General features: G+C 66.4%; 14 protein-coding genes. 11 read left to right on the top strand and 3 right to left on the bottom strand.

Annotation, left to right across the window (positions count from 1 at the left end; translation table 11 throughout):
- Positions 1–5 precede the first annotated feature (5 nt).
- Complete coding sequence (locus ACSQ8Y_RS26450; protein ID WP_436269377.1) at positions 6–3,074, bottom strand: TonB-dependent receptor; 3,069 nt, start codon at positions 3,072–3,074, stop codon at positions 6–8.
- A gap of 252 nt (positions 3,075–3,326) precedes the next feature.
- Between ACSQ8Y_RS26450 and ACSQ8Y_RS26445 the strand changes: the two genes are divergently transcribed.
- The 4 genes from ACSQ8Y_RS26445 to ACSQ8Y_RS26430 are packed head-to-tail and all read left to right on the top strand — an operon-like array spanning position 3,327 to position 7,904.
- On the top strand, positions 3,327–4,595 hold the full coding sequence (locus ACSQ8Y_RS26445; protein WP_436269376.1) for an efflux RND transporter periplasmic adaptor subunit: 1,269 nt from the start codon (positions 3,327–3,329) through the stop codon (positions 4,593–4,595).
- Positions 4,596–4,616: 21 nt separating this feature from the next.
- Positions 4,617–5,312, top strand: coding sequence for an ABC transporter ATP-binding protein (locus tag ACSQ8Y_RS26440; protein ID WP_436269375.1), 696 nt, complete (start codon positions 4,617–4,619; stop codon positions 5,310–5,312).
- 9 nt (positions 5,313–5,321) lie between these two features.
- Complete coding sequence (locus ACSQ8Y_RS26435) at positions 5,322–6,635, top strand: ABC transporter permease (protein WP_436269374.1); 1,314 nt, start codon at positions 5,322–5,324, stop codon at positions 6,633–6,635.
- Positions 6,636–6,668: 33 nt separating this feature from the next.
- Positions 6,669–7,904: an ABC transporter permease gene (locus tag ACSQ8Y_RS26430; protein WP_436269373.1), complete on the top strand. Its 1,236-nt coding sequence runs from the start codon at positions 6,669–6,671 to the stop codon at positions 7,902–7,904.
- A gap of 61 nt (positions 7,905–7,965) precedes the next feature.
- On the opposite strand, the gene ACSQ8Y_RS26425 is transcribed toward ACSQ8Y_RS26430, so the two are convergent.
- Positions 7,966–9,480 (bottom strand): alpha/beta hydrolase family protein, encoded by a 1,515-nt coding sequence (locus ACSQ8Y_RS26425; protein WP_436269372.1) that lies wholly within the window; start codon positions 9,478–9,480, stop codon positions 7,966–7,968.
- 138 nt (positions 9,481–9,618) lie between these two features.
- Here ACSQ8Y_RS26425 and ACSQ8Y_RS26420 point away from each other — a divergent pair, with 138 nt between their 5' ends.
- The 7 genes from ACSQ8Y_RS26420 to ACSQ8Y_RS26390 all read left to right on the top strand — a co-directional run bounded on the left by ACSQ8Y_RS26420 (position 9,619) and on the right by ACSQ8Y_RS26390 (position 18,860).
- Positions 9,619–10,275 carry a response regulator gene (locus tag ACSQ8Y_RS26420; RefSeq protein WP_436269371.1) on the top strand — a complete coding sequence of 219 codons (657 nt, stop codon included), beginning with the start codon at positions 9,619–9,621 and terminating at the stop codon, positions 10,273–10,275.
- Positions 10,272–11,654, top strand: coding sequence for a sensor histidine kinase (locus tag ACSQ8Y_RS26415; protein WP_436269370.1), 1,383 nt, complete (start codon positions 10,272–10,274; stop codon positions 11,652–11,654). Before ACSQ8Y_RS26420 ends, ACSQ8Y_RS26415 begins: the two co-directional genes overlap by 4 nt.
- A gap of 37 nt (positions 11,655–11,691) precedes the next feature.
- Entirely contained in the window at positions 11,692–13,050 is a 1,359-nt protein-coding gene (locus ACSQ8Y_RS26410) for a sigma-54-dependent transcriptional regulator (protein WP_436269369.1), read from the top strand.
- A gap of 118 nt (positions 13,051–13,168) precedes the next feature.
- Positions 13,169–14,506, top strand: a complete 1,338-nt coding sequence (locus ACSQ8Y_RS26405; protein WP_436269368.1) for a sensor histidine kinase — start codon at positions 13,169–13,171, stop codon at positions 14,504–14,506.
- A gap of 172 nt (positions 14,507–14,678) precedes the next feature.
- Entirely contained in the window at positions 14,679–15,449 is a 771-nt protein-coding gene (locus ACSQ8Y_RS26400; RefSeq protein WP_436269367.1) for a spermidine synthase, read from the top strand.
- Positions 15,450–15,679: 230 nt separating this feature from the next.
- Positions 15,680–18,133, top strand: coding sequence for a TonB-dependent receptor plug domain-containing protein (locus ACSQ8Y_RS26395; protein ID WP_436269366.1), 2,454 nt, complete (start codon positions 15,680–15,682; stop codon positions 18,131–18,133).
- 97 nt (positions 18,134–18,230) lie between these two features.
- Positions 18,231–18,860, top strand: a complete 630-nt coding sequence (locus ACSQ8Y_RS26390; protein WP_436269365.1) for a hypothetical protein — start codon at positions 18,231–18,233, stop codon at positions 18,858–18,860.
- Between the two features lie 4 nt (positions 18,861–18,864).
- On the opposite strand, the gene ACSQ8Y_RS26385 is transcribed toward ACSQ8Y_RS26390, so the two are convergent.
- Positions 18,865–20,391: a PLP-dependent aminotransferase family protein gene (locus ACSQ8Y_RS26385; protein ID WP_436269364.1), complete on the bottom strand. Its 1,527-nt coding sequence runs from the start codon at positions 20,389–20,391 to the stop codon at positions 18,865–18,867.
- Positions 20,392–20,399 lie beyond the last annotated feature (8 nt).

Raw genomic sequence — 20,399 nt, 5'->3', positions numbered from 1 at the left:
TCCGCTTAGAACTTCATGCGCAGGCCAAGCGCGAAGCTGCGGCCCGGATCGTACTGGGACATGGTGGCGTTGGGGAACTGGAAGTAGCCACGGCGCTTGGCCTTGTTCAGGTTCACCACGTCGAAGGTCAGCGACGGCAAGCCGTCGCGGTCGAATACCCGGTCCAGTTCGATGGCCGACGAGAAGTCCCACTGCTTGTACGTGTCGCCGAACAGCGCCGCCGCCGTGATGCCGCTCTGGTTCGCCGTGGCGACCTGGCTACCCTGCGAGTAGGTGTGCATGAAGCGCACCATGTAGCCATGGTTCTCGTAGAACGCGGTGAAGTTGTTGGTCTTTTTCGGCACGCCCAGCGCGATAAAGCCGCTGGAACCTTCGCCGCTGGCCTGCTGGTTGATCAGCGTGAGCGTCTCGTTGAAGCCGAAGCCCTTGATCGGCAGCAGCTTGTCGAGCGGCTGCACCCAGCCCAGCTCCAGGCCGCGGATGCGCAGGATGCCGTCGGCGTTGCGAGGACGTGTCATCACGACCTGCGCCGCGCCCGGTCCGCCGCGCGAGTCGATCGCCTGCTGCTGCGTCGGGATCAGCGTGCCGTAGTTGATGCCATATTGCGCCAGCGCGCTGAACGGCATGCTGATGTTCTCCTGCACCGTGAAGCCATTGACGCGCTTCTGGAAACCGGTGACCGAGACATAGCCTTCGCGGCCGGTGTACCAGTCGAGGCCCAGGTCGATGTTATCCGACAGGTAAGGCTTCAGGGCAGGGTTGCCCATGGTGCCGGTATCGGCCGACACGCCCGAGAAGTTGATGCCTGGACGCAGTGCGTTCGGATCGACGCGGGTCATGCTGCGCGATGCGGCGGCGCGGAACACGATGTCCTTGCGCAGGTCGACGGCGATGGTGCCGGATGGCAGCGTGTTGTTGTAATCGGTGTTCTGGTACACCCACTCGCTGATGTTCGGGTACTTGCTGCCGTTCAGCGCCAGGTTCGCATTGCGCGGGTCGGAGCGCGAATTGAGCGCGCCCACTTGCTGGTTGGTGCGCACGTAGCGGACGCCCACGTTCCAGCGCGTGTCGAAGCCGGCCGGAGCCAGTTCGCCGCTCGCTTCCATGTACACGCCCTTGGACTTCTCGCGGATGTAGCCGGCGCTGGCGCCGGTCGACGATGCGCCCGAATCCGGCGCGGTGCTGTTGTAGTAGTCGAAATTGGCGTCCTTGCGGAAGCGGTCCCAGTCCAGCGCCAGGTTGCCGTATGGGCCGGGCGCCAAGTAGCCCGGCAGCGCGGCGTTGGTGATCAGCGAACCCTGGTAAGTCAGCGGGGCCGACTGGCCGGCCGTGTAGCCCGTGCCGTAGCCCGGGTACAGTGCCGCAGCGCTGGCGCCCGGCGTGCTGGCGCCGTTGCATGGCGGCGCGCCGTTCGGGCCTTGCAGGAACACGCTAGGATTGTTGCCGCAGACGGCAGCCTGCCATGCCGCGGAGTTGTCCTGCGCGCGGATCTGGCGGTCGATGTCGTCCCAGGCGAAGCCGCCCTTGATGGTCAGCTTCTTGTCGCCCCATGCCAGGTTGGTGTGGAAGCCCTTGGTTTCCGTCTCGCGCAGTTCGTTCTGGATGTTGACGCGGCCGCCCACCCACTGGTAGCTGGCCGGGTTACTCAGGTCCAGGTTGGACTTGATCGACGGCACGCCGCCGTTGTTGGCGTAGGTGATCGTGTTGCCGCTGTTCGGCGCCGTCATCGGCATCACGGTCGGCGCCTGGTGCGTGAAGCGGCTGCGGTTGTAGTTACCCGCCACGTCCAGCGCCAGCGTCGGCGTGATCTTCCATTCGGCGCCGGGGTTGATGCCCAGCAGGTCGACCTTGTCGCGGCGCGGGCCGAACTCGATGAAGTTCAGCGCGTTGGCGAAGGTGCCGGAGGTGACGGTGCAGCCATTGGCGCAATCGGTTTTATCGACCTGCATGTTCAGCGGAATCGACGCGTTGTTGCGCACTGCCCAGGTATAGGCATTGCGCTGCATGTCGTCGTCCTTCTTGCTGTACATCGTGTCGATGTAGAAGTGCAGGTTTTCGGTCGGACGGTACTCACCCGACAGAACGGCGGAAATCTTGTCCTTGGTGCCGTAGTATTCCATGCTGCGGCCCAGGCGCGGCACGATCGCATTGTCGATCTGCTGGATGGTCAGGCCCGGGTTCTTCGACAGCAGGAACGCCTGGTCGATCGCCGTGCCCGCCACCAGGCCGTTGCCGGCATTGGCCGGCACGGTGGCCGGGATAGTCCAGTTGCCGCCGCCGGTGTTGTTGCGGGTGGGCGAACTGCTTTGCGCGGCGGTCAGGTTCGGGTTGGTCCAGCCGACGGTTTCAAAACCGGTGGTGCGCGCTTGCTGGCGCGAGAACGAAATGCCGCCCAGGATGCCGTATTTGCCGTCCCAGGTATTCGACCAGATGGCCGTGCCGCGGGCGCCCGCCTTGTCGGCGATCTGCTGCTTGGTGCCGGTCAGGCTGATGGAGGTCTGGCGGCCTTCCTTGTCGAACGGGCGCGCGCTGCGCAGGTTGACCACGCCGGCGGCGCCGCCTTCGATCTGGCCGGCGGTCGGGCTCTTGCTGACGGTGAGCTTGGTGAACAGGTCGGTCGGCAGCAGGTCGAGGTCGACCTCGCGGTTGGTATTGGCGCCGTCGATGGGGCCGGACGAGGCCACCGCGACCGGCGAATTGTTCAGCAGGATCTTGGTGAACGAGGAACCGAGGCCGCGGATCTGTATCGTCATGCCCTCGCCCGTCACGTCGCGGCTCACGCCCACGCCAGGCACGCGCGCCAGCGATTCGGCGATGTTCTTGTCCGGGAATTTGCCGAGGTCTTCGGCATTGATCGAATCCTGGAAACCGACCGATTCCTTCTTGTCCTTGGCGGACGAGATCAAACTGTTGCGGAAACCCGTCACTTTCACGGTTTGCAGCGGCGCCGCCTCCGCCGCCGGCGCCGGGGCCGCCTCCTGTGCATACGCTTGCGCTATCACGCTGGCCATTACCGTCAGGCCCAATACCACCTGCTTGCGCGCCTGGAAGGCGTGCTTTCCGTGCTTGATCATTGCTTGTCTCCTGGTTTTTTGTGGTGCTGCTTTTTTCAGTGTAGAAGCCTTTCAATAAAGATGTCAACATCTTCTAACATTAAATGTTATACGCAACCATTGGCCGGACCGGGATTGTCCGCGCGGACAGGGGCGGACAGGTGGACAGCGGACAGAGCCGTGTCCAGGGGGCAAAATCAAGCACTTAGCGCTGGAAAACGTGTGGCACGGTTTCTGCATAGAAGGTCATACATTTTTTACAAGCACCTCACCATGATCCACGACACCTCACATCAAGACACCGTCATCGCCGCCCCGCCGCGCCAGCAGTGGAAGCGCCGGGCCCTGCTGGCGGCGGGCGCGCTTGCCGTGGCGGCGGCTGCCGTTGCGCTCTACGGCGGCTGGAGCGGCAGCAGCCATTCGGTCAACGCCGCGCGCCTGCGCATCGCCGACGTCACGCGCGGCACGCTGGTGCGCGACGCCGCCGTCAATGGCCGCATCGTCGCCGCCGTGAGCCCGACGCTGTATTCGACCTCGCCTTCCACCGTCACCCTGAAGACCCACGCCGGCGACACGGTGAAAAAGGGCGACGTGCTGGCCATCCTCGAATCGCCCGACCTGGCCGACGAACTGAAACGCGAGCAGGCCACCTACCAGGAACTGGCCGCCGAAGTGGCGCGCCAGCAGATCCTCGCGCGCAAGCAGAAGATGCTGGCCAGGCGCGATGCCGACACCGCCGAAATCGAGCGCCTGTCCGCGCAGCGCACCTTGGAGCGCTACAACAGCGTGTCCAACGAAGGCGTGGTGGCCAAGATCGACTACCAGAAGGCCAAGGACGCACTGCAGGCGGCCGAGATCCGGGCCCGCCACGCGATGCAGGCGGCCGAACTGGAGAGCGACAACGTGGCGCTGGAACTGAAGACCAAGTCGGCCCAGCTGGAGCGCCAGAAACTGAACCTGGCCAACGCCCAGCGCAAGGTGGACGAGCTGACCGTGCGCGCGCCGGTGGACGGCTTCGTCGGCACTTTGTCGGTGCCGAACCGCAGCGTGGTGCCGGCCAACGCGCCCTTGATGACGCTGGTGGACCTGTCGGCGCTGGAGGTGGAAGTCGAGGTGCCGGAAAGCTATGTGGCCGACATGGGCCTGGGCATGAGCGCCGAGATCCAGGTCGGCGCCGCCAAGGCCACCGGCAAGCTGTCCGCGCTGTCGCCCGAAGTGGTGAAGAACCAGGTGCTGGCGCGGGTGCGCTTCGACGGCAAGCAACCGGAGGGCCTGCGCCAGAGCCAGCGCGTATCGGCCCGCCTGCTGATCGACGAAAAACCGAATGTGCTGATGCTGCCGCGCGGCTCCTTCGTCGAATCCGAGGGCGGCCGCTACGCCTATGTGCTGCGCGACGGCGTGGCCGTGCGCACGCCGATCAAGCTGGGCGCCACCAGCGTGAGCTCGGTCGAGATCCTCAGCGGCTTGAAACAAGGCGACAAGGTGGTGGTCGCCGGTACCGAAACCTTCGAGAACGCGGCTCGCGTCTCGATCAATCAATAACCATCTACAACGAGGCCCTCCATGCTGCGCATGCAAAACCTGAGCAAAGTCTACCGCACCCATTTGATCGAAACCCACGCGCTGCGCGGCTTCGAGATCAACGTCAAGCAGGGCGAATTCGTCACCGTGACCGGTCCGTCGGGCTCCGGCAAAACCAGCTTCCTGAACATCGCCGGCCTGCTCGAGGAATTCACCGACGGCGAATACATCCTCGACGGCACCAACGTCAAGGGCCTGGACGACAACGCCCGCTCGCGCCTGCGCAACGAGAAGCTGGGCTTCATCTTCCAGGGATTCAACCTGATCCCCGACCTTTCGCTGTTCGACAACGTGGACGTGCCGCTGCGCTACCGCGGCTTCAACGCGGCCGAGCGCAAGGAGCGCATCGAGGACGCGCTGGCGAAGGTGGGCCTGGCCTCGCGCATGCGGCACTATCCGGCCGAACTGTCCGGCGGCCAGCAGCAGCGCGTGGCGATCGCGCGCGCACTGGCCGGCTCGCCCAAGCTGCTGCTGGCCGATGAACCGACCGGCAACCTGGATACGGCAATGGCGCGCGGCGTGATGGAGCTGCTCGAGGAAATCAACGCGCAGGGCACCACCATCCTGATGGTCACGCACGATCCGGAGCTGGCGGTGCGCTCGCAGCGCAATGTGCACATCATCGACGGCCAGGTGTCGGACCTGGTGCGCAAGACGCCAACGCTGGTGCAGGCTTAAGGAGCGGCCATGTTTTCCTATTATTTCCTGCTCGGCATACGCAGCCTGCGGCGCAACCCTGCGCTGACCGCGCTGATGGTGCTCACGCTGGCGGTGGGCGTGGCCGCCAGCATCGCCACGCTGACCATCCTGCACGTGATGTCCGGCGCCCCCATCCCGTCCAAGAGCGAGCGCCTGTTCGTGCCGCTGCTCGACAACGGCCCGCTGCAAGGCTACGCGCCGGGCGACAAGCCGAACGACCGCCAGTTGTCCTATCCGGACGCCTACAATATCGCCCACAGCAAGCAGGGCGACCGCCGCACCGTGATGTACGGCGTGGCCGGCCCGATCGAGCCGGCACGCAAGGACCTGAACGTGTTCAACGCCAGCGGCCTGGCGCCCACCGCCGACTTCTTCGCCATGTTCGACGTGCCCTTCCTGCACGGCCAGGGCTGGAGCGAAGCGAGCGACGCGGCCGGCGCCGACGTGGTGGTGCTCAGCCGCAGCTTGTCCGAAAAGCTGTACGGCGACGCCAACCCGGTCGGCCGGCGCGTCACGCTGATGGGCTTCGCATACCAGATCACCGGCGTGGCCGATCACTGGAATCCGGTGCCGCGCTATGTGCGCATCATCGGCGGCCCCGGCGCGTTCGGCAGCGAGGACGAATTCTTCATCCCCTTCGCCGCCGCCATCCGCCACGAGTACGGCCACAACGGCAGCATGAGCTGCAGCGCCTACCGCGACCCCGGCTTCGAGGCACTGCTCAAGTCCGAATGCACGTGGATACAAGGCTGGATAGAACTGCACTCGGCCGGCGACCGTCCCGCCCTGCAGAACTGGCTCGACGCGTACGCCGCCGAGCAGAACAAGCTGGGCCGCATGCAGCGCAAGGCGCCCACCCGCCTGTACAACGTGGGCGAATGGCTGGAGTTCCTGAAAGTGGTCGGCAACGACAACAAGCTGTCGGCCTGGCTGGCCTTCGGTTTCCTGGTGCTGTGCCTGGTGAACACCATCGGCCTGCTGCTGGCCAAGTTCTCGGTGCGCGCGCCGGAAGTGGGCATCCGCCGCGCGCTGGGGGCCTCGCGCAAGGAGATCTTCAGCCAGTTCCTGATCGAGACCACCGTGGTCGGCCTGGCCGGCGGCGTGCTGGGCCTGCTGCTGGCCTTCGGCGCGCTGGCCCTGGTCGCCATGCAGTCCAAGGAGCTCACCGTGGTGGCGCACATGGACTGGGCGATGCTGCTTGCGACCTTCCTGATGGCGGTTGCCGCCGCCGTCCTGGCCGGCCTGCTGCCGACCTGGCGCGCCTGCCAAGTGACGCCGGCGCTGCAACTTAAATCCCAATAATTAAATCCCAATAACCGACAAGGGAACCCGATCATGGAATTCCGCCCCATCATCTCCACGCTGATGCGCAACAAGACCGGCCCCATCCTGGTGGCCGTGCAGGTGGCGCTCAGCCTGGCCATCCTGGCCAACGCGCTCCACATCGTCAACATTCGCCAGGCGGTAGCCGCGCGCCCGAGCGGGCTGGTGGCTGAGCACGACATCTTCCATCTGGAAGTGCGCAGCCTGCGCGAGAGCGGCCACGAAGAACAGCTGGCCACGCAGAAGGCGCAGGCGGCCACGCTGCGCGGCGTGCCGGGCGTGCTCTCGGTGGCCGACACCAACCAGGTGCCGCTGTCGCGTTCGGGCAACTACAACAGCTTCGTCACCGACCTGAAACAGGACAAGCAGACCGCCGCCACCGCGTACTATGTGTCGCCCGACTCGCTGGTGAAGACCTGGGGCCTGAAACTGCTCGAAGGGCGCGACTTCAATGCGGCCGACGTGATGGAAATCGACCAGAACACCAGCAAAGACTACCCCGCCATGATCATGATCAGCAAGACGCTGGGCGAGCGCGCCTGGCCGGGCGCCACCAGCTTTGTCGGCAAGACCTTCTACATGGGCGTGGGCCCGCAGGCCAAGCCGGTGCGCGTGCTCGGGGTGTACGAGCGCCTGCAAACGCCCAGCGCCCAGCTGGGCGCGGACGGCGAGACCAGTTCCATCGTCGCGGTGCGCCTGACCGGCGACAACGCGTCCATGTACACGGTGCGTGCCGAGCCCGGCCAGCGCGAGCGGGTGATGAAGGAAGCCGAGGAAGCGCTGCGCAAGGCCGGCAACAACCAGGTGGTGGTGAAGGCGAAGACGCTGGACGGGGACCGCAAGGACCGCTACCGCGCCGACGTCGGCCTGTCCTGGATGCTGATCACGGTGAGCGGCCTGCTGCTCTTGATCACCGCCAGCGGCATCGTCGGCATGGCCAGCCTGTGGGTGACGCAGCGGCGCAAGCAGATCGGCGTGCGCCGCGCGCTGGGGGCGCGGCGGGTCGACATCCTGCGCTACTTCGTCACCGAGAACGTGCTCATCACCAGCGTCGGCGTGACGGCCGGCGTGCTGCTCGCATTGGGCCTGAACCAGCTGCTGGTGAGCAAGCTGGAGATGGAGCGCTTGCCGGCCGCCTACATGCTGGGCGGGGCCGGCGTGTTCTGGGCGCTGGGCATCCTCGCCGTGTACGGCCCGGCGTGGCGCGCCGCGTCGATCTCGCCGGCGCTGGCCACGCGCAGCGCATAAGAAGTGGCAACGAACGCGATGGCATTTTTGGAGATTGCGGCCGCAATCAAAGGTGCGGCAGCTAAAACCGCCTGAAGAAGTCGCGCGCGGCGACTTCGCACGCGACGTTCACCATGAAGCCATGGTAGTTGCCGATACTCGCAGGGTCGTCGCCGGTGTCGACGACGGCCTGCCTGATCGCCGCGAATATCTTCTTCGATCGCGCATAAGGATCGTCCGCGGTGACCGGCGAATCGACGTCCAGCAGCTGCGCCGCGGAGCCGCGCGCCAGGAAGTAGGCGTGCGTCAGGCGGGCGTTGTCGAAACCGACTTCGGGGTCGCCGTTGCCGCCGCACATCAGCATCGGAGCGCTTGGAGCCCAGGTGCGCAAGTCGTTCTTCAGCCATGCGGCGCGCATGGGGTGCGCCGGCGCGCATGCCAGCGGTGCGACCGGCGACGTCACCGGGCACGGATTGGCGGCGATATCGGCCAGCACACGGGTCAGGTAGCCGGCGCTCAACAAGCTTTGCGCCGGCGTGCCGAAGTAGCCCTTTTGGATGGCGCTCAGTCCTGGATAATGAGGCATGTCGCTGCTCAGGAAGTACTTCGGAAACTTCCCGCTTCCCACCAGGGTGCTGATGTCCATATTCGTCGGCAACAGGGCCTCCATGGCGCCGGCATGGGCGGCCGGATAGACTTCCGACGGCGACGCGTACAAATTGCCGTAGGCTTTCTGCCACGCCGTTATCTGCATCACAAGCTGGAGCTGGATCGACAGCGGAAAAGCGCCAAGGTCGTCCAGCGCACCGCGCGCCGCCAGTCCCTCGTAGGCCAGACTCTCCGCGTAACTGCCGCTTTGCGGCGCCGACGCCGTCACATGGATGCCAGCCGCCTGCATTGCCCGGTGCGTCGCCATGGCGACATAGCCGCCTTCGGAATAGCCGGTAATAAAGAGCTTGCCGTCTTCGGCGGCGGGCTGCGGCAGCCTGGGGAGCGCGCTGCGCGCGGCGCCCAGGGCGTCGATCATATCTTTCGCTTGCTGGTCGGCGATGTGGTGCGGGTGATAGCTCAGGCGCGAGGTGTCGTAACCGGCATAGTTGGGCGCCACCACGATGTAGCCCTGCGCGGCATACATGGCTGCCGGCGATCCGATCCGGTTCGCGCCTTCGTTCGCAAGGTCGGTGATGTCGGCCATGTTCAGCTTGCGCTGGAAGGAGCTTCCGTGGCCATACAACACCACCGGGCGCTTGCCGCTGCAGGCGGGATCGGTCCCGGTCGGAACCAGCAGTGCGCTCGAAGCGGTGGTCGGCTCGCCCGCAGCGCCCACCGTGCCATACTCGAAGCGGTAAAAGTCGATGCCGCACTTGGGCGCGCCGGCAACCACCAGCAGCTGGCTTCCGAATCTATTCAATTGCGCGCCGACCCCGGCCGCGTCCAGCGACAGCAGGCGCGCCGGGGAATGCTGCAGCAGCGCGCCCCGCGCAGCGGGCATGTCGGACGCAGCCGGGCTACCCGGCGAACCGCCGCAGCCGGTCAGTATCAAGGCCAGCGCGGCGCCTGGCATCAGGCGGCGCGTAAATGGGATTGCATTGGGCATGGTGCCTCCGGAAAATGATGAAAAGCCATTATGCAAACGCCAACCTTGGCGCTTGCCAAAGACCGGTGGCGCGGCCTTCGGCAAGCCCTCTGGCAAGCCCTTTGGCAAGCGCCAAGGTTGGATCGCTATAATCAGGCCATGCACCTACTACTTATTGAAGACGACCTCGATTTCGGACGCGCCTTGCAAGGTGCGCTGCGGGTCGAAGGAATCAGCAGCGAATGGCTGCGCCGCGCCAGCGACGCGCCGCAGTCGTTTCACGGCGCAGCATTCGACTGCGCGCTGCTCGACCTGTCGCTGCCCGACGGATGCGGTTTCGACCTGCTGGCGCGGTGGCGGCGGGCAGCCAATCCGGTGCCCGTCATCGTCATGACGGCGCGCTCCGGACTGGAAGACCGGCTGGCAGGCCTGGACGGCGGCGCCGACGATTTCATCGTCAAGCCGTTCGCGACCGAGGAGCTGATTTCGCGCATACGCGCCGTATTGCGCCGCTATGCGCGCCAGGCCAGCGAGCAATGGGCGGTGGGGGCACTGACTATCGAGCCGCGGCGCCACCTGGCGCACCTCGACGGCATGCCGCTCAAGCTGTCGCCGCGCGAATTCCAGCTGTTGCTGGAACTGGCGCGCGAACCGGGCGCAGTGGTCGCCAAGGGCGCCCTTGCCCAGCGGCTCGAGCCGCTGGGCGAGCCCGTCGATTTTGCCGCGATCGAAGTGCACATCTCCAACCTGCGCCGCAAGATAGGCGCCGAGCGCATCCACACCGCGCGCGGCATCGGCTACGTGCTCGTACCATGAAAAAATGGCTGCGTCCAACGCTGGCGCGGCGCGTGCTCGGCGCGCTGGCCATCGCTTTCCTCCTGGTGTGGTTGGTGCTGCTGGCGTATGAATACCTCCGCTTCAAGCAAGCCATGGACCAGAATTCAGGCGTGCACCAGATCGGCACGGCCCTGTTTTCGGTGCTGCTCAAACTGGAACAGCCGGAACAGGTGGAAACGGCCGTCGCCACCACGGCAGCCTGGCTCAACCTCGTGCGGCGCGAGGCGAACCAGCTGCCCGGCGACCTGGTGTTCGAGCTGCGCGACCGCCAGGGCCGGCTGCGCTATTCATCGCGCGGCCCGGCGGGCCAAGGGCAAGACGATATCGGCAGCAATGCGTTCTGGACGTATCAGCGCGCCGCGCCCGCTTGGTCGCTGCGCATCGCCGAGCCGAAGGCGGAGCGCTCAGCCACGCTGGATGGCTTGGGGCGGGAACTGCTGCCCTACCTGCTGATTGCGCTGCCATGCGTCATGCTGCCCCTGTGGCTGGCGGTGCACCAGGGCTTGCGCCCTCTGCGGCTGCTGGCGCAGCGCATCGGCGCGCGCCACGGCGACGACCTGTCGCCGATCGGCATGGACCCGAAATATGCCGAACTGCAGCCGCTGGTGACCGCGTTCGACGGGCTGCTGTCCACACTGCGCAGCAAGGCTCGACGGGAACGCGCATTCATCGAGGATGCAGCGCATGAGCTCCGCACGCCGATGGCGGTGATCTCAAGCCAGGCCCACGTCATTGCGCGGGCGGCCAGCGCCGCCGAGCGCCATCAGGCGCAAGACTGTCTCAACCTGGCGATTGCGCGCGCATCGCATCTGACACAGCAGCTGCTCGCGCTGGCGACGCTGGACGAACCGGCGCGCGGCCCGGCCGGGATGACCGATGCCGCAGGCCTGTTGCGCCAGTTGCTGGCGCAACAGATGCCCAGATTCCTGGCGCGCCGCATGGACCTGTCGCTTGATGCGCCCGACGTGCTGAACTGGCCGCTGGACGTGCCTGCGTTCCAGTCGGTGGCCGGCAACCTGCTCGACAACAGCCTGCTCTATGTCCAGTCCGGTGGCCGGATTGTCGTCTCCTTGCATGGCCGCGATACGGCCTTGATACTGTCGATCGCCGACGACGGTCCCGGCATTCCGGAACACCAGCGCGAGCGCATCTTCGACCGCTTCTACCGGGGCCGCGCGGACGATACGCCCGGCTCGGGCCTGGGCCTGGCCATCGTCACGCAGGCCGCCGCCCGGGCGGGCGGTGCGGTGCGGCTGCTTCCCGGCCTGGATGGCAAGGGATGCGGCTTCGAGGTGCGCTTCGGATCGGCAGGGGCTGCTGAGGGCCGAGGGGCCGAGGGGCAGAGGGTTGAGGGTTGAGGGTTTCAAGCGCCTTGAATTGCGGTATGCTGGCGGGATGCCTACCGTACTGATCATCGACGACAACGCCGCCATCGCCGTCGCGCTCGAAGTCCTGTTTTCGCTGCACGACATCGACGCGCTGCGCGCCGCCTCGCCCGAGGAAGGACTGGCCCTGCTGGAGCAGCGCAGCGCCAGCATCGACCTGGTGGTGCAGGACATGAACTTCAGCGCCGACACCACCTCCGGCGAGGAAGGCGTGGCGCTGTTCCGCGCCATCCGCAAGCGCCACCCCGACCTGCCCGTGATCCTGCTCACCGCCTGGACCCACCTGGACGCGGCCGTCGGCCTGATCAAGGCCGGCGCCGCCGACTACCTGGCCAAGCCGTGGGATGACAAGCGCCTGATCGCCACCGTCACCAACCTGATCGAACTGGGCCAGGCCAACCGCGCGCTGTCGCAGCGCATGCGCAGCGACCTGCGCCAGCGCCGCGACCTGGAGCAGCACGACCTGCGCGGCATGGTCTGGCAGGACCCGGCCACCGAACGCGTGATCCACCTGGCTTGTCAGGTGGCCCGCTCCGACGTGCCCGTCCTGATCAGCGGCCCGAACGGCACCGGCAAGGAGCGCATCGCCGACATCATCCAGGCCAATTCGGCCGTGCGGGACGGCCCCTTCGTCGTGCTCAACTGCGGCGCCCTGCCCGCCGAACTGATCGAAGCCGAACTGTTCGGCGCCGACGCCGGCGCCTATACCGGCGCCTCCAAGGCGCGCGAGGGCAAGTTCGAGGCGGCCGACGGCGGCACCCTGTTCCTCGACGAAATCGGCAACCTGCCGCTGGCCGGGCAGATGAAGCTGCTGCGCGTGCTCGAAACGGGCCGCTTCGAGCGGCTCGGTTCGAACCGCGAGCGGCAGGTGCGGGTGCGCGTGGTCAGCGCCACCAACGCCGACCTGCAGGCCATGATACGGGCCGGGACCTTCCGCGAGGACCTGTTCTACCGCCTGAACGTGATCGAGCTGACCCTGCCGCCGCTGGCCGCGCGGCCGGCCGACATCCTGCCGCTGGCCCTGCATTTCCTGGGCGGGCGCAAGACACTGGATGCGCGCGCGCAGGCGGTGCTGCAGGCGCATCCGTGGCCGGGCAATGTGCGCGAGCTGAAAAACGTGATGCAGCGTGCCTGCCTGCTGGCCGGCGGCGACGTCATCACGGCGGCCGATCTCGGCCTGCCGGCCGCCGCCACGGCACCCGCCTCGGCCTTGGCTGCCGCTGCGGCCGACGCGGAACCGGACCGCGACGCCATCGCGCAGGCGCTGCAGCGCGCGCACGGCGTGGTGGCGCAAGCGGCCGCCGAGCTGGGCCTGTCGCGCCAGGCCCTGTACCGCCGCATGGAGCGGCTCGGCATCGCCCGCGCATGATGCGCGACCGCGCCACGGTCACCGCGCAGCGCCCGGCCCGCCGCAGCGCATCCCCAGCGCAGCAAGGCGGCCGCGCCACCCGTTCCGCCGCCTGCCAAGACTGCGGAGGCAGCCAGCCATGAGCCGGCGCGAAAAAGGGATACGCCTCTCCCTGCTCACGCGCTGGTCGGCGCTGGTCGGCACGCTGCTCACGCTGGGCATCCTGATCGCGCTCGCGCTGACGCGGCTGCTGCCCGACCAGCCCCTGCTGGTGACCGCCATCTGCCTGCTGGCCGTGATCCCGCTGGCCATGATTACCATCCGCGCCCAGCTCGAACACATCCTGTCGCTGTTCCGCGCCCTGACCGGCACCGTCACCAGCTACCAGGACGGCGACTTCTCCTTCAGCCTGCACTGGCCGCAAAACGACGAACTGAGCGACCTGGTCGGCGCGCACAACGCGCTGGGCCAGGTGCTGCGCGAACAGCGTCTCGGCCTGGTGCAGCGCGAGCTGCTGCTCGACACCATGGTGCAGAACACGCCGGTGGCCATGCTGCTGGTCAGCGACGGCGGCCCCATCGTCTACGCCAACATCGCCGCGCGCCAGCTGCTGCACCAGGGCCGCCGCCTTGAAGGCCACCGCCTGGACGCCATCCTCGAAGACGCCGCGCCCGCGCTGGTGGACGCCATGGCGCGCGGCGGCGACGGCCTGTTTACCACCGGCGAGGCCGAGGACGATGAGGTCTACCACCTGGCCCGCCGCAGCTTCAACCTGAACGGCCGCAAGCACGAATTGCTGCTGCTGCGCCAGCTCACGCTGGAGTTGCGCCGGCAGGAGGTGCAGACCTGGAAAAAGGTGATACGCGTCATCAGCCACGAGCTGAACAATTCCCTGGCTCCGCTCACCTCGCTCGCCCACTCGGGCGCCGAACTGGTGCGGCGCGGCCAGACCGAGCGCCTGCCGCAAATCCTCGCCACCATCGAAGAACGCACGCGCCACCTGGAAAGCTTCATCCTCGGCTACGCCCGCTTCGCCAAGCTGCCCACACCGCGCCTCGAGGAGCACCGCTGGGATGAGTTCATCGCCCAGCTCAAGGACCAGGCCGGTTTCTCGCTGGCGGGCGAGCTGCCGCAGGAGCCTGCCTGCTTCGACGGCGCGCAGATGGAGCAAGCGCTGCTGAACCTGCTGAAAAACGCGCACGAATCCGGCTCGCCGGCGGACGGCGTCAGCCTGGCGGTGCGGCGCCAGCAAGGCGTGCTCCGGATCGAAGTGCAAGACCGGGGTCCCGGCATGAGCGACGCCGTGCTGGCCAACGCCCTGGTGCCGTTCTACTCCACCAAGCGCAGCGGCACCGGCCTGGGCCTGGCGCTGGCGCGCGAGATCGCCGAAGCGCACGGCGGCCGCATCACGCTCGCCAACCGCGACGGTGGCGGCCTGACCGTCACCCTGATCCTGCCCCTCGCCTCCGCTTGCTGACAAAGGGGCCAGGGTTATTTTTCCTAGCCCGTGCGGTTAAATAACCCTGGCCCATTTTTGCTTTCAACGACGGGGCTCGGATCGCACCGCATTGCGGCGCGGCCCCCCTTTTTACGGTTTGACCCTGGCCTCTTTTGGGGGGCGGTGGCAGTGTGGCTGGTAAACTGTCGCCATGAAATCACTTCCCACTTCCGCCCGTTACGACCAGCCCGGCCATCCGCCGGCCACCATAACCGAATTCCAGGGCGTGCGCTCGCTGCACCTGGGCACCTCCTGGGTGCAGGGCGCCATGCGCATCGCCAAGCCGGATGCGATCGAACTCGAATACGTGCAGATGATGATGATGTGGATGCTGTTCCAGGACCGGCCGCGCCACATCGTGCAGCTGGGCCTGGGCAGCGCCGCGCTGACCAAATTCTGCTACCAGCGCTTCCCGGACGCGAAAGTGACTGCCGTCGAGCTCAATCCAAACGTCATCGCCATCTGCGAGGCGCAGTTCGGCCTGCCTCCCAACGACAGCCGCCTGAACGTGCTGCAGATGGACGCGCTGGACTTCGTCACGGATCCCGCCAACCACGGCACGGTCGATATCCTGCAGGTGGATTTGTACGACGAGGAGGCGCGCGGCCCGGTGCTGGACACGCCCGAGTTCTACCAGGCCTGCTTCGACTGCCTGGGTGATAATGGCATCATGACCACCAATGTGTTCGGCGAGTTCAGCAATTACGACAAGAATCTGCAAACCATGGAGCTGGTGTTCGACGCGGTGGTGTGGCTGCCCGAGGTGCACGACGCCAATATCGTCGTGGTCGCCTTCAAGAATTCGCCGCAGATCGACTTCAGCGTGCTGTACGAGCGCGCCGGCGCCATCAAGAACCGCCTCAACCTGCGCGCCAAGGCCTGGGTGGACGGTCTGAAGGGATGGATGCTGGATCAACAATGATGCACCGTTAGCACTGCGGCAATAGCAATAACGGTGACGCTATGCGTTAGATTACAATATTTCTATAGAGTAATCACGCAAAAAAATAAACATTATTCGTATTTACAACAACTGCACCAAAATAATGCATTAATGCTTTGTCCGCTCAATCGTGCGCGTTAGTATTTTCGCACCGCCGTGGCTAACCCAGCCTACCGCGCATACAAAAACGATAGAGAATGGACATCGCAATGACGAGAACAGCCAAGCAACACGCCGCAGCCCCCACCTTCCAACGCACCCTTCTGGCCAGCGCCCTGCTGCTGGCCACTTCCCAGGCCGCCTTCGCCCAGACCGCCGCAGCGCCGGCCGCCGATGAGCAGCAAACCGTGGTCGTGCTGGGCTCGCGCTCGACCGCCAAGACCGCGCTGGACACCTCGTCCCCGGTCGGCCTGATCAATATGAAGGACATGCAGTCGGCAGGTCCGCTGGAGTTGGGCAAATTGCTGCAAACGCTGGACCCGTCGTTCAACTTCTCGACCACCTTCATCAGCGACGGCACCGACATCATCCGTCCCGCCACGCTGCGCTCGCTCGGCCCCGACCAGCTGCTGGTACTGGTGAACGGCAAGCGCCGCCACCAGCAGGCGCTGGTGAACGTACAACAGACCATCGGACGCGGCTCGGCCGGCACCGACATCAACGCCATTCCGCTGGCGTCTATCCACCACATCGAGGTGCTGCGCGACGGTGCCGCCGCACAATACGGCTCCGACGCGATCGCCGGTGTGATCAACATCGTGCTGAAATCGAACGTGAACGAGACCGCAGTAAGCGGCCAGCTGGGCACGACCAAGGAAGGCGACGGCGACATGATGTCCGGCAGCGTCAACCGCGGCTGGGCGCTGGGCGAAAACGGCGGCTTCATCAACCTCACCGTGGAAGCGCGCAAGCGCGAAGAAACCAACCGCGCCGGCGTCGATTCGCTGCGCGTCAACCCGCCGCGCGTGACCCAGCGCATCGGCGACAGCGACGCGAAGGACGCCTACCTGTGGTGGAACGCGGCGCTGCCGATCGACAAGGAGAGCGAGTTCTACGCCTTCGGCGGCTTCTCCAAGCGCACCGGCGATTCGTCCGGCTTCTTCCGCTCCAAGGGCGATGGCCGCAACGTGCCGGCCGTCTATCCTGAAGGCTTCCTGCCCAACATCCGCACCACCGTCAAGGACGGCTCCTTTGCCTTCGGCTACCGGCGCGACCTGGCCAACGACTGGAAAGCCGACGTCAGCATCAACCACGGCATGAGCGAGCTGGCCTTCCACGAGAAGCAGACCATCAACATCTCCTACTGGTACGAGCCGAAACCGGGCGGCGGCATCTACGCGCAGTCGCCGTTCGAGGCGGACACCGGCACGCTGAAGTTCAACCAGACCACCTTCAACGCCGACGTCAAGGGCCCGGTCAAACTGGGCGGCGAAGAGATCTTCCTGGCCACCGGCTTCGAATACCGTCAGGACAACTACCAGATCATCGCCGGCGATCCGGTGTCCTACCAGTACGGCCGCACCAACAACCCGGCCATCGTCATCAAGGACCAGAACGGCGGCGTGGCGGCATCGGGCACGCAGGGCTTCCCGGGCTACACCCCGTCCACGGCAGTCGATGAAGGCCGCCACAACATCGCCCTGTTCCTGGACGCGGAATACCGTCCGATCAAGGATCTGCTGCTGGCCGGCGCAGTGCGCTACGAGAAGTACTCGGACTTCGGCAGCACCACCACCGGCAAGTTCAGCGCGCGCTGGGACCCGACCAGGCAGATCGGCCTGCGCGGCAGCGTGTCGTCCGGTTTCCGCGCGCCTGGCGTGCAGCAAAAGTTCTACAGCTCCGTGTCGACCAACCTGAACGCCGCCGGCCAGCTGACCGAAACGCTGACCGCGCGCGAAGGCAGCACCGTCACCACCGCGCTGGGCATCAAACCGCTGAAAGAGGAAACCTCGCGCAACGCCAGCTTCGGCATGGTGCTGCGCCCGGCCAGCAATATGTCGCTGGCGGCCGACGTGTACCAGATCAAGATCAAGGACCGCATCGTCTTCTCCAGCGAGATCTCGCCTGAAGCCGGCGGCGGCCCGATCGCCAACGTGCTGAACCCGCTCAAAGTAGGCCAGGCGCAGTTCTTCACCAACGCGGTCGACACCAAGACCCGCGGCATCGACATCGTGGCCGACCACACCACGAAGTTCACCGGCTCGACCCTGGTGCTGTCCGGCCAGCTGGGCTTCAACAAGACCGAAGTGACCAAGCGTCACTCGCCATCGAACCTGCTGAGCGGCGAACAGCTGTTCAGCCAGGCGCAGGTGACCCTGATCGAACGCGGCCAGCCGCGCAAGCACCATGTGGTGGCGGCTGACTACACGCTGGGCAAGTGGAACGTGAACACCCGCGCCAACTACTACGGCGAAGTGCAGGGCGAGGGCTTCAGCCCGCTGCAGACCTGGGACGCGAAGTGGATCGTGGACATGAGCGGCCGCTACAACTTCAGCAAGAAGACCAGCGTCTCGGTCGGCGTCAACAACCTGTTCGACACCTACCCGTCCGAGTGGACCAACGGCGGCGACTTCCCGAAACTGGGCTTCAAGTACTGCTGGGAGACCTGCCCGTTCGGCGTGAACGGCCGTTCGATGTACGTGCGTTTCGACACAGCCTTCTAATCCGGGCCTGACAGGGCGGCAAGTGTATTTTGGAGAGATTGTTCAGCATCTCCAGCAAGTACACTGCCGCCTTGTTCAATTCGCTCCAGGATACGCCATGCAACGCATTCCAGCCGGTCCGGCCCTTGCTCTCGCCATCTTGCTGTCCGCTTGCGGCGGCGGCGGCGGCAGTTCCGGTTCCGGCAATACCCCCCTCCCCGATCCCACACCCCCCGGCGGCCCGCTGAAGAAGTACGAAGGCGTGTGGCTCGACGCCTGCGACTCGCACAGCCGCGACAGCACCACCATCGCCGCCGCCAACGGTGGCAACACCTTGCTCATGAGCGTGAAGACCGAGTTCTACGCGAATGCCGGCTGCACGGGCGCCGTCGTCGCCACCGGCACTTATCCGGGACCGGCCGTCACATTCAATTACTCCAGCGCAGTGCAGAACGCCAGTATCAAACTGCCCAGTGGCGAAACCGTGACGGCGGCGGTGGACGTCGGCGACGCAAGCGCCAGCGGCCAGGCCATCGCCTTCACCGGCAGCGGCGTCAGCTCGCGCATCGTCAACGGCAGGACCGTCTGGCATATCGAATTCAGCCAGGGCTCCACGGATGTGCAGTTCGACCTGGCGACCGGCACCTCCAAGGGAGGCCTGTTGTTGCGCAACGGCGAGCTGTGGACCGTGACGCCGAGCGGCACCGGCGGCACTGCCTTCAACGTCGAGAACCGCCTGACGCACTAGGCTTTCAAGCCCGCCTGCGCTCCCGGGGACGAGCTTCGTAGGCGGCCAGGTGAACCACCGCCGCCAGCCTCCGCACAAAACCATCGATCAGGTCCGCAGGAATCTGCGCATAGCCCAGCATCAGGCCGTTCCAGCCCTGGTCGCGCCGGTCCGTCGCGTGCGTGCTGAGCGCATGCGCGACGATGCCCTCGCGCTCCAGCCGCGCGCTGATGTCCGCGTCGTCCAGCACCGCATCCGTGAAGCGCAGCGCCAGGTGCATGCCCGCCGACGCCCCGCACACCTGCGCGATGGCGCCAAGGTGGCGCTGCAGCGATGCCGCGAGCACGTCGCGCCGCTGGCGGTACAGGCGGCGCATGCGGCGCAGGTGCAGGGCGAACTGGCCGCTGCGCAGGAACTCCGCCAGCGCCAGCTGCTCGGCCACGCGGCCCCGCGCGGCCGACTGCGCGCGCATCACCGCCAGCGGCAAAGCCAGCCCCGGTGGCGCGACCAGGAAACCGATGCGCAGCGCCGGGAACATGGTCTTGCTGAAGGTCCCCAGGTACAGCACCGGCGCGTCCGGCGCCAAGCCCTGCATGGCCGGCAGCGGCGGACCGTCGTGGCGGAATTCGCTGTCATAGTCGTCCTCGATGATCAGCGCGCCAGCCTCGCGCGCCCTGGCGATCAGCGTCAGCCTGCGCTCCAGGGTCAACGCGCCACCCGTCGGATACTGGTGGGACGGCGTGGTGTAGATCAGGCGCGGCGGGCGGTGGCGCCAGTCCTGCGGCGTGGGCGCAATGCCGTCCTCGTCCACCGCAATGCCCTCCACCTTCAAGCCGGCGCCACGGAAGGCGGCCAGCGCGCCCAGGTAGCCCGGATGCTCTATCCACACGGCGTCGCCCTCGTCCGCGCAGGCGCGTGCGCACAGGTCAAGGCTGCTTTGGGTGCCGTCAGTGATGAAGACCTGGCTGGCGTCGCACAGCACGCCGCGCGAGGCACGCAGATGGTCGGCGATGGCGGTGCGCAGCGCCAGCTCGCCAGCGGGGTCGCCGTAATTCAACTGGGCCGGGTCGAGACCACGCCAGACCTTGTCCAGAAGGCGCCGCCACTGCGCGACGGGGAATGCATCCAGCGCAGGCACGCCCGGCACAAAGGCGCCCATCATATTCGCCGGGCCGGCCACCTCGCGCAGATTGCGCGCACGGCGCGACAGGCTGGGGTGCGGCACGGTCCCGGCATCGCCGGCGTCCTGCCCATACCGTGCGACTGCCCTCGCTCCCGCTGCCACGGCAGCGGCGACACTGGCCACCACCGTGCCGCGCCGGTCGCTGACGGCGTATCCTTCGCACACCAGCTGCTCGTAGGCGTACAGCACCGTATTGCGCGCCAGGCCCAACTCCGCCGCCAGCGTACGCGTCGCCACCAGGCGCGTGCCGGCCGCCAGTGTGCCGTTGCGGATTGCCGCCCGCAGGCACTCGTGCAGCATGCGCTGCCGTGGCCAGCCCTGTTGCGCGTGGTCCTCGGTGAAAGCGGAAACGAGCAAGGCGTAGTCCATACGTGGCT

This window comes from Pseudoduganella sp. LjRoot289, from assembly GCF_964252925.1.
In the GTDB taxonomy this organism is placed as follows: Bacteria; Pseudomonadota; Gammaproteobacteria; order Burkholderiales; family Burkholderiaceae_D; genus Rugamonas.
Note: the sequence above shows the minus strand (reverse complement) of the source record. Positions and strands in the feature narration are given on the sequence as shown.